The sequence below is a fragment of the Fibrella aestuarina BUZ 2 genome, assembly GCF_000331105.1.
In the GTDB taxonomy this organism is placed as follows: Bacteria; Bacteroidota; Bacteroidia; order Cytophagales; family Spirosomataceae; genus Fibrella; species Fibrella aestuarina.
The window spans coordinates 209119-222818 of sequence record NC_020054.1 but is presented as its reverse complement, the minus strand read 5'-3'; the positions used below and the strand labels follow the sequence as shown (position 1 = coordinate 222818).

The 13700-nt window shown below is 58.4% G+C and carries 11 protein-coding genes; 3 read left to right on the top strand and 8 right to left on the bottom strand.

Features of this window, described 5'->3' with window-relative positions:
* Nucleotides 1–114 precede the first annotated feature (114 nt).
* Entirely contained in the window at nt 115–2778 is a 2664-nt protein-coding gene (locus FAES_RS00860; protein WP_015329286.1) for an ABC transporter permease, read from the bottom strand.
* 12 nt (nt 2779–2790) lie between these two features.
* Nucleotides 2791–3129 carry a PadR family transcriptional regulator gene (locus tag FAES_RS00855; protein ID WP_015329285.1) on the bottom strand — a complete coding sequence of 113 codons (339 nt, stop codon included), beginning with the start codon at nt 3127–3129 and terminating at the stop codon, nt 2791–2793.
* A 328-nt stretch (nt 3130–3457) separates the two neighbouring features.
* Here FAES_RS00855 and FAES_RS00850 point away from each other — a divergent pair, with 328 nt between their 5' ends.
* Complete coding sequence (locus FAES_RS00850; RefSeq protein WP_015329283.1) at nt 3458–4348, top strand: NAD-dependent epimerase/dehydratase family protein; 891 nt, start codon at nt 3458–3460, stop codon at nt 4346–4348.
* A gap of 185 nt (nt 4349–4533) precedes the next feature.
* Here FAES_RS00850 and FAES_RS00845 read toward each other — a convergent pair whose 3' ends face one another.
* The 6 genes from FAES_RS00845 to FAES_RS00820 all read right to left on the bottom strand — a co-directional run bounded on the left by FAES_RS00845 (nt 4534) and on the right by FAES_RS00820 (nt 11982).
* Nucleotides 4534–5325: an SDR family NAD(P)-dependent oxidoreductase gene (locus FAES_RS00845; protein WP_015329282.1), complete on the bottom strand. Its 792-nt coding sequence runs from the start codon at nt 5323–5325 to the stop codon at nt 4534–4536.
* A 212-nt stretch (nt 5326–5537) separates the two neighbouring features.
* On the bottom strand, nt 5538–6287 hold the full coding sequence (locus FAES_RS00840; RefSeq protein WP_015329281.1) for a YqjF family protein: 750 nt from the start codon (nt 6285–6287) through the stop codon (nt 5538–5540).
* Nucleotides 6288–6371: 84 nt separating this feature from the next.
* A complete protein-coding gene (locus FAES_RS00835) occupies nt 6372–8057 on the bottom strand; it encodes a PQQ-dependent sugar dehydrogenase (RefSeq protein ID WP_015329280.1) in 1686 nt (561 codons plus the stop codon).
* Nucleotides 8058–8259: 202 nt separating this feature from the next.
* The gene (locus tag FAES_RS00830) at nt 8260–10443 is read right to left on the bottom strand and encodes a glycoside hydrolase family 20 zincin-like fold domain-containing protein (RefSeq protein ID WP_015329279.1); all 2184 of its coding nucleotides are present in this window, start codon (nt 10441–10443) and stop codon (nt 8260–8262) included.
* Nucleotides 10440–11249, bottom strand: a complete 810-nt coding sequence (locus FAES_RS00825; protein ID WP_015329278.1) for a polysaccharide deacetylase family protein — start codon at nt 11247–11249, stop codon at nt 10440–10442. Before FAES_RS00825 ends, FAES_RS00830 begins: the two co-directional genes overlap by 4 nt.
* A gap of 37 nt (nt 11250–11286) precedes the next feature.
* The gene (locus tag FAES_RS00820) at nt 11287–11982 is read right to left on the bottom strand and encodes a 3-keto-disaccharide hydrolase (RefSeq protein WP_041257323.1); all 696 of its coding nucleotides are present in this window, start codon (nt 11980–11982) and stop codon (nt 11287–11289) included.
* A gap of 313 nt (nt 11983–12295) precedes the next feature.
* Between FAES_RS00820 and FAES_RS00815 the strand changes: the two genes are divergently transcribed.
* Both FAES_RS00815 and FAES_RS00810 read left to right on the top strand, forming a co-directional pair.
* Complete coding sequence (locus FAES_RS00815; RefSeq protein ID WP_015329276.1) at nt 12296–12826, top strand: RNA polymerase sigma factor; 531 nt, start codon at nt 12296–12298, stop codon at nt 12824–12826.
* On the top strand, nt 12810–13661 hold the full coding sequence (locus FAES_RS00810) for a zf-HC2 domain-containing protein (protein ID WP_015329275.1): 852 nt from the start codon (nt 12810–12812) through the stop codon (nt 13659–13661). Before FAES_RS00815 ends, FAES_RS00810 begins: the two co-directional genes overlap by 17 nt.
* Nucleotides 13662–13700: the final 39 nt, after the last annotated feature.

The window sequence follows — 13700 nt, the reverse complement described above, 5'->3', positions numbered from 1 at the left end:
ATTACTTATTCGGCTTGTCCGCAAATGGACACGGGCTGTCCCGCAATGGACAAAGGGCATGGTCTGTATTAGCCATACGGACCAAGCCCTTTTCCCAGACGTTGATACGCCCTGTTAGTCGCGGCGCAGGTTGGTGATCGGGTTCATCAGCGCCGTGCGGATGCTCTGAAAACTGACCGTGACAAAGGCGATCACGATAGCCAGCAAGCCAGCCGCCGCGAAGATCCAGGGGCTGATGTCGACGCGGTACGGGTAGTTCTCCAGCCACTGACTGATGGCATACCAGGCCGCCGGAAACGCAAAGACGAACGACAGCACCACCAGTTTCAGGAAGTCGGACGACAGCAGTTGGACGATACTCGTTACCGACGCGCCCAGCACTTTACGGATGCCAATTTCTTTGGTGCGCCGTTCGGCCGAGAGCGTGGCCAGTCCAAACAGGCCGATGCACGAAATGAAGATCGTCAGGATGGCGCCAAACAGCATGATCTCCTTCCATTTGGCCTCCGATTCATAGCGTTTCCGGTTCTCTTCGTCCATGAACTTATACGTGTAGGGATTGATCGGAAACAGTCGCTTGAACGTCTGTTCGATGTGTTGCAGGCTGGCGGTGGTAGTACCGGGCCGGATCTTGATCAGCGCCATCCCGTAGTCGTTGCCCGGTTTCATCGTGAAGAGCTGCGGCGGAATTTTCTGGTTCAGTCCGTTGAAATGGTGATCCCGCACCACGCCAACCACGGTGTAGCGTTCGCCGGGGCTATACCAGAAATCGACCAGCTGCCCAATCGGGTTTTTCCAGCCCGCCTGCTTCACGAACGTTTCGTTGACCAGCACCGACTGCGTGGAGTCGGCGGGGAAAGCAGGCGAGAAATTCCGGCCTTTGAGCACCGGCACGTGCAACAGCGGCAGGTACGCCGGATCGACGGTTTCGTAGGCAAAATTGACCTCGGTGGTGCCGTTGGCCTTGGCGATCGTCATCCAGTTGCCAATGTTCTTAGGTGCCACGTCGACGATGTTCGGGTTTTTCAGCAACTCCTGTTTGAAGAGGGTGGCTTCGCGGCGGCTCAGGTTCGATTTCTCGACCCGCACAATGCCCGTATCGTCGTAGCCCAGATCCTTGGTCATCATGTAGTTGAACTGCGAGTGGCTGATGAGCGTGGCCACGATCAGGAACGAGGCCAGTGAAAATTGGAGCACCACCAACCCCCGTTGCAGGTAGTTGCGGCCCGCCAGCCGGAAGCGGTTGTAGAGCGTCTGCACAGGGCTGAAATTTGACAGCACCAGCGCCGGGTACAGACCCGCCAGGAAGCCCGTCGCCAGCAACAGACCAACGTACCCCAGCACCAGGCCGGTGTCCAACAGGTACGTGAGCGACAGCGCTTTGTTGGCCAGCTGGTTGAAGGTGGGCAATACCAGCAGCACCAGCAGCAACGCCAGCCCGAACGCCACCACGCACAGCAGAAATGACTCGCCCATAAACTGCACGATCAGCTGGGTACGTCCCCCGCCGACCACTTTCCGGACGCCGATTTCCTTGGCCCGCTTGACCGACCGCGCGACGGTCAGGTTCACGAAGTTGATGCAGGCGATGAGCAGGATAAAGAGCGCAATGCCCGTCAGGATGTACGAGAAGCTTGGATTGCTCTGATCCACCAGCCCGTTTTGGGCGGGGAGTTCGGTGCTCAGGTGCATGGCCGTGTAGGGCTGCAGGCCATACTCGACCTTGTTTTTGAACCCATATTTTTCGGCCATCATCTTAATCGATGGCAGCGCGTCGGTCCGGTAGATCTGGTTCATCTTGGCTTCTACCGCCCGGAGGTTGGCACCCGGCCTAAGCACGACAAAGGTGTTCAGGAAGAACGTAAACCAGTTTTCGTTGTTGGTCAGCTGGTCGGCGGGGGTTACAAACGGCAGCAGCACGTCGAACTTGATCGACGAATTCTGGGGGCAGTTCTGTGCGACGCCCGTTACCGTGTAGGGCTCGAAAACCGCCTTTCCTCCGTCGGTATTTTTAAACGCCAGCGTTTGGCCAAGGGCGTCGGTCGTGCCAAACAGCTTCTCGGCCATTTTCGCCGAAAGCACCACCGATTTGGGCTGTGCCAGCGCCGTGTGCGGGTCGCCACTGAGCAGCGGAAAACTAAAGATGCTGAAGAAGGTGGAATCGGCGGCAAACACCTCCTGACTCACCACCTCGTTGCCCTGCTTCATGTCGCGGTGGTTGGTCTGCAACCGCGTAAACGACTGGATCTCGGGCGTCCCCGCGCTGAATTTGGGCCCCTGAAAATAGCCCGAGTTTGAATTCTGGCGGTCGTCCTTGCCGTCGGGGGATGTCTCGCGCCCGATGATGCGGTAGATGTTGGGTACGTTGGCGTGGAAGCGGTCGTAGCTCACCTCGTCTTTGGTGTAGAGGATGATCAGCATGGCAGCGGCCAGCCCGATGCTCAGGCCAACCACGTTGATGACGGAGTAGGCCTTGTTGTGGGCCAGCGTGCGCAGGGCGATGGTTAGGTAGTTGCGTAACATACTGACAGACAGTAAAGAGGGGGATGGGTACTCAACGTCGACAGGTTGGCGCCGCAGGAAAAAGGGCGTCAGGTGGCGTAGTACAGAAATGGTAAACTCGCGGCGGGCTTTGCTCAATCCCACCTGCGCCTGGCGGCGGTGAAACACTTCGTGCAGGTCGCCCTGTACGTCTTCGAGCAGATGCGGCGCACAAAACCATTCGAGCAGGCGGTCGGGCAGGCGCGGCGGTTGCGGATCGGTCGGGAGTTGATTCATAGGGAGCGATCGTTAACCGAGAATCAATTGGAGCTTACCGGGCGCAATGGCCTGCCAGAGCCGGTCGCGCACGGCCTGAATGTCCTGTAGGGCCCGTACGCCCAGGGGGGTAAGGGCAAAAAAGCGTTTGCGCCGACCGCCGCGCTCAGCTGTAGCCCCGCCCAGCACCGACGACAGGTAGCCTTTTTCCTCGAGCCGGTAGAGGGTGGTGTGTACGGCACTCATGGTGATGGCACGGCCGGTTTGCTGCTGCACATCTTCCCACACGTTGACGCCGTAGGCATCGGTGGGGCAGGCTGCCACCACCAGCAGAACGACTTCTTCAAATTCTCCCAAAAAGGCACGTCGCATACCGGATCAAGAACAGAGTTAATTAGTTGTAATTCTGTAAAACAAACCGGGTGCCAAAGACAAAAACAGCCGTTTCGGGCCGTTTTAAGGGCTATTCAGGTACGTTGCCTGTCCGAAAGTGGACAGCGGCTGTCCGGCCGTAAGACTAACCAGCCTGAATGGCCAACTCACGGTTGACCCCTATCTTTCATCCGCCAAGTCCAGCACACAACACTGCTACGGAATTGAGGTTATTGAGTATACGAGGTTGCCCCTTCTGGCCGCCTTAAGCTGAGACGAAACGGCCGGGGGTGACCCATCAATCAGTACACACAAGCACATAACGAACATGCGACTACTTTTTACAGGCGGATCGGGCAAAGCGGGTAAACACGTGATTCCCTATCTCCTCGAGCAAGGGCATCGGGTCTTGAACGTAGACCTGACGCCGCTGAACCATCCGGGAGTGGATAACCTGACCGTCGACATTACGGATTCGGGGCAAGTCTTCGACGCTATGACATCGTATGCCGGGTTGGACGAACTGGAGCCGGGCAACGGCGTTCCTAAATTCGACGCGGTCGTCCACTTTGCGGCCATACCCCGTATCCTGTTGAAACCCGACAACGAAACATTTCGGGTCAACGCCGTGGGTACGTATAACGTGATCGAAGCGGCGGTGAAGCTGGGCATTCGGAAGATCATTATCGCGTCTTCGGAAACCACCTACGGCATCTGTTTTTCAGACGGCCAAACGGACCCCCACTCACTGCCGCTGGAAGAAGACTACGACGTCGACCCGATGGATAGCTACGGCTTATCGAAGGTGGTGAACGAAAAAACGGCCCGCGCCTTCCAGCGCCGGTCGGGCTTCGACATCTACGCCCTCCGGATCGGCAATGTGATCGAGCCGCACGAATACGCCGAGCTGTTTCCCTATTATTTTGAGCACCCCGAAGTGCGCCGCCGGAACGCCTTCTGCTACATCGATGCGCGTGACCTAGGTCAGATTGTGGATTTGTGCCTGCAAAAAGACGGGCTGGGCTTTCAGGTGTTCAACGCGGGCAATGACCACAACGGAGCTATTATTCCAACAAAGGAACTGGCCGAGCGTTTCTTCCCCGGCGTGCCCATTACCCGTGAACTAGGCGAACACGAGGCCTTATTTTCGAACAAAAAAATCCGCGACGTGCTGGGCTTCAACGAGCAACACAACTGGCGGAAGTATGTGAACGGTTAAAGGGTTCAAGGTGTGGGGGTTGTGCAGTAGGGACCCCACCCCGCCCCGCCCCTTGAAATAAGGGGAGGGAGATTGGCAAGCCGAACTCATTGGGCATACGCATACCTCCAACGTGAACCGGGCTAATAACATTGGCACTCAAGACCCCCTCCCCTTATTTCAAGGGGAGGGTTGGGGTGGGGTCCCTACTGGGCTACCCAGCCGCCATCAACCGAGAAGCAGGCCCCGGTTACGTAGCTGGACGCCCGGCTCGCCAGGAACAACGCGATGCCGCCAATCTCGTGCAGTTCGCCCCAGCGGCCCAGTGGAATTTTGGCGACGAAAGCCTGATACTTCTCGGGGTCGTTCAAGAGCGGAAGGTTGATGTCGGTTGCGAACGGACCGGGCAAGATGGCGTTGACCGTGATGCCGGTTTGGGCGACTTCCAGGGCCAACGCGCGGGTCAGTTGCAGGATCGCCCCTTTGCTGGTGGCGTAGGGGGTTCGGTCGGGCATGGCCGTCAGCGCCAGCATCGAGGCCATGTTGACGATCCGGCCGTAGCCGTGTTCTTTCATCACGGGTAATACGGCGCGGCAGGCCAGCCAGGTGCCCGTGACATTCACCTGCTGGACGCTGGTAAAGTCATCGAGCGAGAGCGTTTCGATGGGCCCCCGGATGTTGATCCCCGCCGAGTTGACCAGAATGTCGATCTTGCCAAACCGATCGACAGCCCGACTCACGGCGTCGTTGACGCTTTGCTCGTCTGTTACATCGCAAACCACACTCAGGCACTCGACGCTGTAGCGCGATCGGAGCGTTTCCTCGGCCTGCTGGCTGGTGGCTTCGTCGCGGGCGGCGATGACGATGTTGGCCCCGGCCTCGGCCAGTGCCTGCGCCATCGCGAGGCCCAGCCCCCGGTTGCCGCCTGTTATGAAGGCCGTTTGGCCCTGTAGCCGGAAGAGGGCCAAAATGCTGGGTTCTGCTGACGATTGGTCCATGTTCGTAAGGTCAGGTTGCTTAGTTGATTAGAAGCTGATGTTTGTAATGCGTTGAATACAAGTGATTTATTGTACTTTTTGTTATCATGGCGTCGGGATGACAAAAAAGCTGTTCCTGAGCGTTAGCGTAGTCGATTTGTTCGCTCTACGTTGATTGCATACTGTCGATACGCAATAGAACCACACGCGGTATCATCGTTCAGGTACGTTGCCTAACCGGTTGAGCCTTGCCGGATGGTGGCGCCCGACTGAATGGCCACGGCAGAGCCATCGGCCAGGAAAACGGATTGGGGCGGCCGATCGAAAAAGGGAGCGAATTGCGGTCCGTAGAGCGTAGTGACATCGCAATGCACCGAAAAATCGTGCACGGGGTAGATGAGCCAGCTCGGGTGCACCACCTCGTATTCCGACGTGCGCCCCCCTGAACCCGCCAGCGACGCCCGTTTGGTGTAGCCCCAATAATGTTCGGTGATGAACTCTTCTTCGCTCCCCGGCACGAGCGGATGCCCGGCCCGGTCGGCCTGCACGCGGATGTGATTCCAATTCGCCCCAACCTTCCATTCGTAGCCGATCGTCTGTTGGGCGCCGTCGGTTTGCCAGCTGTGGCGCATGGGGTGCGTGGCGTAGGGCTCACCGTAGAGGGTGTTGGCCACCAGCGTAATGGCCAGTTTGGGCACGATCTCTTTCACGAATACCACACCCCGTTTCCAGCCGGTGTCGGTTCGGCGACGCACGTAAAACCGCAGGTTGAATTCCTCGAACTCGCGGTGAAATGGCACGGCGACTTTACCGAGCATCTTCACGTTCTGGAAGTAGAAACCCACCAGGCTGCCGTAGCAAACGCCGTTGAATTCGTCGAGTTCGGTGCCGTAGGGAACGAGGGGTTCCAGCACCTGCCGGTCGATGGCGTAGTTGGCAAAAATGAGGTTTCGCCATTCGGCGGTCAGAAACGTAAAGGCCATGTCGTGAGCGGAGTGGGTGCCGTTTCAGGGATAACGGTTTGTCGACCGCCTTTGTCAGCCAACCGGGTCGCAAAATTGCCCCATTCACGGAACCACTTTATACATCATCCCGTCGGATTTGGTCAGCACATACAGCTCGCCGCTCGCGTCCTGCCCGATCCGAAAATCGACTTTATCCGCCTTGGTGAGCGCTTTCAGGGTGGTTGGTTTGCCGTCGAGGGCAAGGGCCAACTCGTGAATCGTGGCCTGTTTACCTTCTTTAACTTCGCTGAGATTTATATAAAAAACGCGCCCTCTGACCACTTCGCCAAAGACGTATTTGCCTTTCAGGGCCGGCACTTGCTTGCCGGTATACTCGAAACCGCCCATGATGGCGTTGCCTTCGTCATGATCAAACTGCGCGATCGGATACGAATAGCCATATGCCGCATCGTCTTTTGGCAAGCGCGATACAACGTTGATGTTGGTCATCGACTCAATGGCGAAGGTGCCTTCCCGGTCGGGCCAGCCGTAGTTTTTGCCCCGTTTTACCCAATACAGCGATTCGAGCTGACGCTGACCGATGTTGGAAACGAGCATTTTCCCATCCTTCGTCCACGAAATCCGATTCGGGTTCCGGAAACCACTCGCGTATACTTCGTCGAGGCCATCTTTACCGACGTACGGGTTCGTCGGCGGAATGCCATATTGCCCGTTGCGGCTCGTGCGGCCTGCCGGGTTGATGCGCAGCACTTTGCCCCAGACGTGGTTTTTTTCGCGGGGAATAAACGGATAGCCCTGTTCGACGGCCCCACCGTCGCCGATGCCGATGTACAGCAGGCCGTAGTCTTCAGTGCCCGGTTTGGCGTAGGGGTTGAACGCAATCTCCTGCATCCCGTGAATCTGACCCACCACGTTTACCCGGAGTACTTCGCGCCGTTTGCCCGTCATGACCCGGGCGGCGGGCTTGTCGACAGTCCATTCATCGACCACCCATTGCAGCTTAACGGGGATGCTGTCGGCGAAGGCAAAATCGGCTTTGGCGGCGTTCTTGGGTTCGGTATGGGTGGTGTAGAAAAGTCCGTTTTTCGCAAAGTCCGGGTGAAACGCGAAGCTGCCCAGTCCCGTAGCCAGCCCCGGTTCATTAACGAAGTTGGGGAACTGTACGGTGGCGTCGACATACACATCCGCCTGATGTTGGCTATTCAGGATGTATAGTTGGCCTTGTAAATCGGCCACCAGCGTCTCTTTGGTAATCGGGTGAACCCCCACTTTATTGACCCGGGTAAGCGGGTCCGTCTTACGGGTCGCCGGAAACTGAATCACCTTTTCCAGCTTTAGCACAAGTCCCGATTGGGCAATGGCCGGACCAACCGGATTTTCGACGGTATTTTTCAACGCCAGATCGCTACTGGCCGGGGCGGGTTGTTTGAGAATGTAGGCGACCAGCTGATCGATTTCCCGCTGTTCCAGGTAATTAAAATTAGGCATTACCGTGCGAAACTTCCTGAACTTGTCGTAGGCTCGGGCCACGCGACTGTCGATCATCGCTTTCGGGCTTTTGATGAATTGGTCCAGATACTGCGCATCGACGACGCCCTTTAGCCCGCCAAGTTGCGGACCAATGCCGTCTTGCTTGAAATTATGGCAACTGGCACACTTGGCTTCAAACAGCGTTTCGCCATTCGCTACCGTTTGTGCAAACGAGGGGCTCGCCAGTAACGCCAGAATTACTAAAAAACCTATTAGCCTGACGGCAGACAACAGCGTAGAAGAAGGGGAGTGAATCATACGTTAAGGTTAGGTTGTCTGGTTCTTTTTTGTCATTCCGACGAAGGAGGAATATTGACGTTTCATTACCTGTTAGCTGGCCTACGTTCAAGATTCCTCCTTCGTCGGAATGACAAAAAACACATTCCACTTATCAAGAGGCAGGACACCTAAATAGCTACCTACATACGCTCGGAACACCGCGATAGACATTGCCTCGCGCTCACTTTAGCGAAACTGGCCGTGCCTGCTTCGCCAGCTCGACGTCGGCGGCTACGGCGGGACGGAGAAGCGCCCAGTGAAACCGAAGCTGATCGTTCTGCGCCGGGGTGCCGCCTTTCTGCTCGCTCAGGTGTACCAGCGGCATGTCGTTGTAGAGCGGACGCGTGATCGCCACGACCTCGTCCCAATACCGCAGTGCCTGTTCCAGGTGCCGCACCGCCGCCGTTTTCTGCGCCTCGTTACCGCCGGTTCGGTAGGTGTGCAGCGCCACGGCCCCACGCAGCTTGGCCGCCAGATGCAGGCCCAGGTTCGCCCAGGTACGTACGTCGGCTACCTCGTAGGCAAGCGACCGGTTGCCCGTTACTCGAATTGGCCCGACCAGCGCCAGCGCTTTGCGGCAATCGGTATCCAGCTGATCGGCCAGTTGCAGCGGCGTTAGCTGCGTCGGGGTAAACGATTTGCCGGCTGCTGTTGCGGCCACGTAATCGCGCACCGATATGTAATTCGGATCGAGGGTCGGTTGGGTAATGTGCTGGTTGACGGAGATATACGACACGTTTTTGGCCGAATCGTGGGCCATCATGCCTTCGCTGTAGAGCGAAAAATCCCAGGTGAAGTCAAACGCCGAAGCCAGCCGGAGCGGGGTCGATGAAGCCAGCGCATAGGCCGTCAGCAGGGGTTCGGCGGGTTTGCCATACCGCCGCACAAACTCATTGCGGAATACCGTGTCGGGCGTGTTGGAGTTGTAAAGCAGCCGTCCCCAGAGCTGGTAAAACAGCCATTGCCGCTCGAAGGCGTAAGTCCAGTCGACGGGCGCGCCGGGTTTGGTGAAGTAATCCTTGGCGGGAATGTAGGTTTCCGACCCCAGCATATACCCGCCCATGTACGCCTGGCTGTTGGTGGCGATGTGCGCCCGCACGAAGGCAGGAACGCCCCAGCGCAGGCAGAAAAAATCCTCGTTACGGGCCGTCCAGGTGATTTTGTAGGCCGAGGGCGTGGGCTGGAAATAGGTGTCGTAGAGCTTGCCGCCGTGCACCTTCACCAGCGTGGGTGTCGAGTGGGCGTGCGACCAGTTGTATTTGAGATCGGCCCAGACCGGCCCGTCGATGAAGTCGAGTTGGCCTTCGCGTTCCAGCGAGCGCCGGGTCAGCTTTTCCGTCTCCACGCTCGTGATGCCCAGTGAGCCGGTCGTGCTCGAAAACGGAATGCGGTGAATCAGTTTGGTTTTGCGGCCCGAAAGCCGCATCCCTTCGAGGATGGTGGCCGTCATCCAGTCTTCGCGCTGTTGTGGGGTCATGCCGCCCATACCTTCGCCCAGCGTGAGACCGAAGCCGGTGAGTTCGGGGTATTCCTGCAACACCTGCGTCACGCATTCGCGCGTGTAGCGTTTGACGATCGCCGACGTGTCGCCGTCGACAAAATGTTTGTGGTCAAGGTTGTTCAGCCGGGGGTTGACGTTGTAGGCGGTTGAAAATTCGGGGCTGGTGAAGATGTTGAACGGGATCAGGTACGTTTCAATGCCCCGTTCGGCCGCCATCCGGAAAATGGACCGGAACAGCGCCTGCCAGTCGCGCAGCTCGGCGTCGGCAAACGGCGTGGCCTTCGGGAAATTGGTCGGCCGGATCATGAACGAGTAGGGGTGCAGGTTCCAGAGACTGAGTACATTGAAGCGGTTGGTCGCCATCATGTCCAGAAAGGCCCGCCAGTAGAGCGTGTCGCGGCAGGTGGCGTAGTGCAGGTCGAGGGCGGTGCTGTGCCGGTACGTATCCCAGGGCAGATCGAATTTGATGGCCCGGAAAGGGAGGTGTGGCCGTTCGCGGCGGGCCGTCAGTTGCCCAAGGGACGTACCCTGTTGCACGGCTTCGGCCACGGCCAGGCTGCCGTAGATGAGGCCGCGCGCGTCGCCACCCGTGATAGTTAGTTGGTTACCCTGCCGCGTAAGGGTGTAGGCTTCAGGGCCAAGTTGGCGATCGTAGGCTGCCAGCCGGATGGTCTGCTCGGGCTGCTTCGACGTACCCACCACGTACCCGCGCCCTGCCAGCGCGTCGGTGAGGCGGTTGGCAGCGTAACGGCTTTGAGCCGAGGGGGCATCCAGCCGAAGGGCCACCCGTTGGGCGAGCCGTTGCGCCAACCCGGCCCCGGTCACCAGCCACAGGCCGAGCAGTAGCGTCAATTGGCCCTTCATTTTTTGGTTGTTTGCGCCGTAGCACCCGCCTGATTCGCGTATTGCAGCACGTTGAGGAACGGTGCCGTCCAGACGGTCGCTTCGTTCTGCTTCAGGTAGGCCAGCAGCTTGTTGTGTTCGGCCAGGTCGACGTTGAGTGAATGCCCCCCGCCCACGCCATGAAACAGAAACACGACCCACGTACCGGTCGCCTGCGCCTTCTTCACCAGCTCGATCATTTGCTCGGCCGACTGCCCGCTGATGACGTACGAGCCGACGTTGGCCCGCTTCAACGTACCCACGCTGATGTGCTCACCCGCCACGCCACGCGCGCCGACAAATGCATCTTTGACTGAATCATAGTAATCGACGCCCTCGACTTTAGTATCACCGCAGGGATATGCAAAGGTGCGCTTGGTCTGCCCGTCGAGGGTGTATAGCAGCGCGTTGGTCAGCAGGATCTCGTCCGTTATGCGCTTGAGCGTGTATTTACTCAGGTCGTAGTTGGGGTTGACCCACGAGCGGCCCGGCCCGCTGCCATCGCAGGGGTGAAACATCGTGTGGTTGCCCAGTTCGTGGCCGGTTTTAGCCACGGCCCGCCAGCGGTCGAGGTTGTTGGTAAAGCCCGGAAAGATGCCCGACAGGTAGAAGGTCGCCCGCAGGTTCAGCGCGTCGAGCGCCGGCATGGCTTTGTCGAGGTGCTCCTGAATAGCGTCGTCGTAGGTGAGCGATACGGCGCATTGTTTGCCGTTCCAGGCCGGGCGGTTTTGGGCGAGTAGCGACGTACCGGCGAACAGGAAGGTGATGGCGATGACTAGTTTGTGCATCAGGTTGTTGTTTGATGATGAGCAGGCAGGCCGCCGCTTATAGCGAACGTACCCGGATGTTTTTGAACCAGACTTGTTGCCCGTGGTGCTGAATCATGATCAGCCCGTTGGTCGATTGGCCGAACTTGGGGTTCTCTTTGTATTTGCTCTGCGCGATCCGCCGGTTCAGGTCGTCGGAGTTGATGTCGTACGACACGACCTTGCGGCCGTTGAGCCAGTGCTCCACGTGGTTGTTGTTCACCAGCAGCCGCGCCTGATTGTATTGGCCAACGGGCTTCAGTTGCTTATTGGTCGGGATGATCAGGTCGTAGAGCGAACCCGCCGAGCGGATGGGCGCTTTGTCGTTGAAGTCGATGTCGTCGAGCAGCTGCATCTCGAAATTGTCGAGCCAGTTGGGGCTGTTGCCGTTGCCCGATTCGCTTACGGCGTCTTCCACGACGTAGTAGAAAATGCCGCTGTTGCCAGCTTTCGAGACTTTCCAGTCGAACGTCAGCTCAAAGTTTTTGTAGGGCTGTTTCGTCACCAGATCAATGTTGGGTACGTTGGGAATTGCCATGAGGGCGCCGTCCTCGACGCGCCAGGCGCTGCTGGGGAAGGTGGTCATTTTGTACCCCCGCAGCGCCTCCGTTGATTTCCCATCGAACAGGTACGTCCAGCCCTTTTTTGATTGGGCGGTGATGGGCGCGCTGAGCAGGGTCAGCAGGGCAATCAGATACAGTGATAACGATTTCATGCAGGGGGCAGGCCACCCAATTAAGCGGCGCACTAGGGAAATTTTAAAAGGGACCATTTATACTTGACACACGGGTTGTTTTGTCGGCATGAGGGTGGAAAGCGGGGGGCATCCTATGCATTGCTGCCGCCTGGTCGAAGGGCTCTGCGTCAGCAATGGGTTACCCACAAAGCCCTACCCGCTCACCTCCTCAAAAAAATAAATCAAAAAGTTTTCACGGTTTCTGTAACCTCGTGCCGGGTCGCCGGTTTCCACGTCAACTTCCTAAACACGGCTTGCTACACACTTGGATTCGCTGACGGACAACGCACTCATGCTCAAGGTAAAGGCGGGCGATCTGGCCAGAATGGGGCTGCTTTTCGAGCGGTACCATCGCGAGCTGTTCGGTTTCCTCTACCACATGAGCCATAACCCCGACGCCAGCGACGACATGGTTCAGACGGTGTTTTACCGGATGCTGAAGTATCGCCATACGTTTACGGGCGACGGCTCGTTTCGCAGCTGGATGTATCACCTGGCCCGCAACGTGCTGATCGATACGACGCAGCAGCAAAAACGGTCGGCGCAGCACCACGACTTGGCCGCCTACGCCGACCGCATTGGCGGCGGGCCGCTGGCCGACGAGTCGCTGCAACGGGAGCAGGAGGTGGCGTTGTTGCAGGAAGCGCTGGCGCGGCTGAGTCCCGACCATCGCGAAGTGCTGGTACTGAGCCGCTACCAGGAGTTGACCTATACGGAGATTGCCCGGATTCTGGATACCACGGAAGGCGCCGTGAAGGTGCGGGTCCACCGGGCGATGAATGCGTTAAAAACCATGTATCTGAACAGTGAACAACAGCGATAACCATATAACCTGCCAAACCACGCAACACCAGTTACCCGACTGGCTGAGCGGCGAGCTGCCAGCCCCCGACCGGGTCGCGTTCGACGCGCACGTGGCCGCCTGCCCCGATTGCCAGCAGGAGGTGGCGGCTTTGCAACAGCTCTGGCAACGGCTGGGCGACCGGTCCGCCAATGCGGTGCCCGAACCCGGCCCGCAGGTACGTACCCAGTTCTACGCCATGCTCGATCAGTTTGTGGCCGAGCAGCCGACGGTGCCCACCGGCACGTGGGCCAGACTGACAAACTGGTTGCAGCACCAAACGGCGGCGGTCTGGCTGCCGCGGCTCGCCTACAGCCTGCTGCTGGTGAGCGTGGGTGTCCTGGCGGGCTACTGGTTGCAACGGCAGCAAAGCCCGGATCTGGCTTACCGGCAGCAAATCGACACGCTGTCGACACAGGTGCAGGCGATGCGCCAGATGATGATGCTCTCCCTGCTCGAAAACCCCTCGGCGACCGAGCGGCTGCGGGCGGTGAGTTATACGAAGGACATCAACGAAGTCGACGGGCATGTGATCGATGCCCTGCTGATGACGCTGAACAACGACCCCAACGTGAACGTGCGGCTGGTGACGCTCGAAGCGTTGGCCGATCTGGCCCGTGACCCGCGTGTGCGGGAAGGGCTGGTGCAGTCACTGTCCCGGCAGGACTCGCCGCTGGTGCAGGTGGCCCTGGCCGACGTGATGGTGAAGTTGCAGGAGAAGCGCTCGCTCAAGCCGATGCGCCAGCTGCTTCAGCAACCCAACACCAACGACCTGGTCAAAAGCAAGCTGGAACAGACGATTAAAGAATTGTCGTAAAACCTCACCTGCGTCCGGACCTGGACGGACCGCCGCTGC

What these genes read in the sequence shown, in the direction of transcription:
- FAES_RS00845 (WP_015329282.1), bottom strand. Translation starts at nt 5,325, where the DNA reads ATGGACCAATCGTCAGCAGAACCCAGCATTTTGGCCCTCTTCCGGCTA.
- FAES_RS00830 (WP_015329279.1), bottom strand. Translation starts at nt 10,443, where the DNA reads ATGAAGGGCCAATTGACGCTACTGCTCGGCCTGTGGCTGGTGACCGGG.
- FAES_RS00855 (WP_015329285.1), bottom strand. Translation starts at nt 3,129, where the DNA reads ATGCGACGTGCCTTTTTGGGAGAATTTGAAGAAGTCGTTCTGCTGGTG.
- FAES_RS00860 (WP_015329286.1), bottom strand. Translation starts at nt 2,778, where the DNA reads ATGAATCAACTCCCGACCGATCCGCAACCGCCGCGCCTGCCCGACCGC.
- FAES_RS00825 (WP_015329278.1), bottom strand. Translation starts at nt 11,249, where the DNA reads ATGCACAAACTAGTCATCGCCATCACCTTCCTGTTCGCCGGTACGTCG.
- FAES_RS00820 (WP_041257323.1), bottom strand. Translation starts at nt 11,982, where the DNA reads ATGAAATCGTTATCACTGTATCTGATTGCCCTGCTGACCCTGCTCAGC.
- FAES_RS00850 (WP_015329283.1), top strand. Translation starts at nt 3,458, where the DNA reads ATGCGACTACTTTTTACAGGCGGATCGGGCAAAGCGGGTAAACACGTG.
- FAES_RS00835 (WP_015329280.1), bottom strand. Translation starts at nt 8,057, where the DNA reads ATGATTCACTCCCCTTCTTCTACGCTGTTGTCTGCCGTCAGGCTAATA.
- FAES_RS00840 (WP_015329281.1), bottom strand. Translation starts at nt 6,287, where the DNA reads ATGGCCTTTACGTTTCTGACCGCCGAATGGCGAAACCTCATTTTTGCC.
- FAES_RS00815 (WP_015329276.1), top strand. Translation starts at nt 12,296, where the DNA reads ATGCTCAAGGTAAAGGCGGGCGATCTGGCCAGAATGGGGCTGCTTTTC.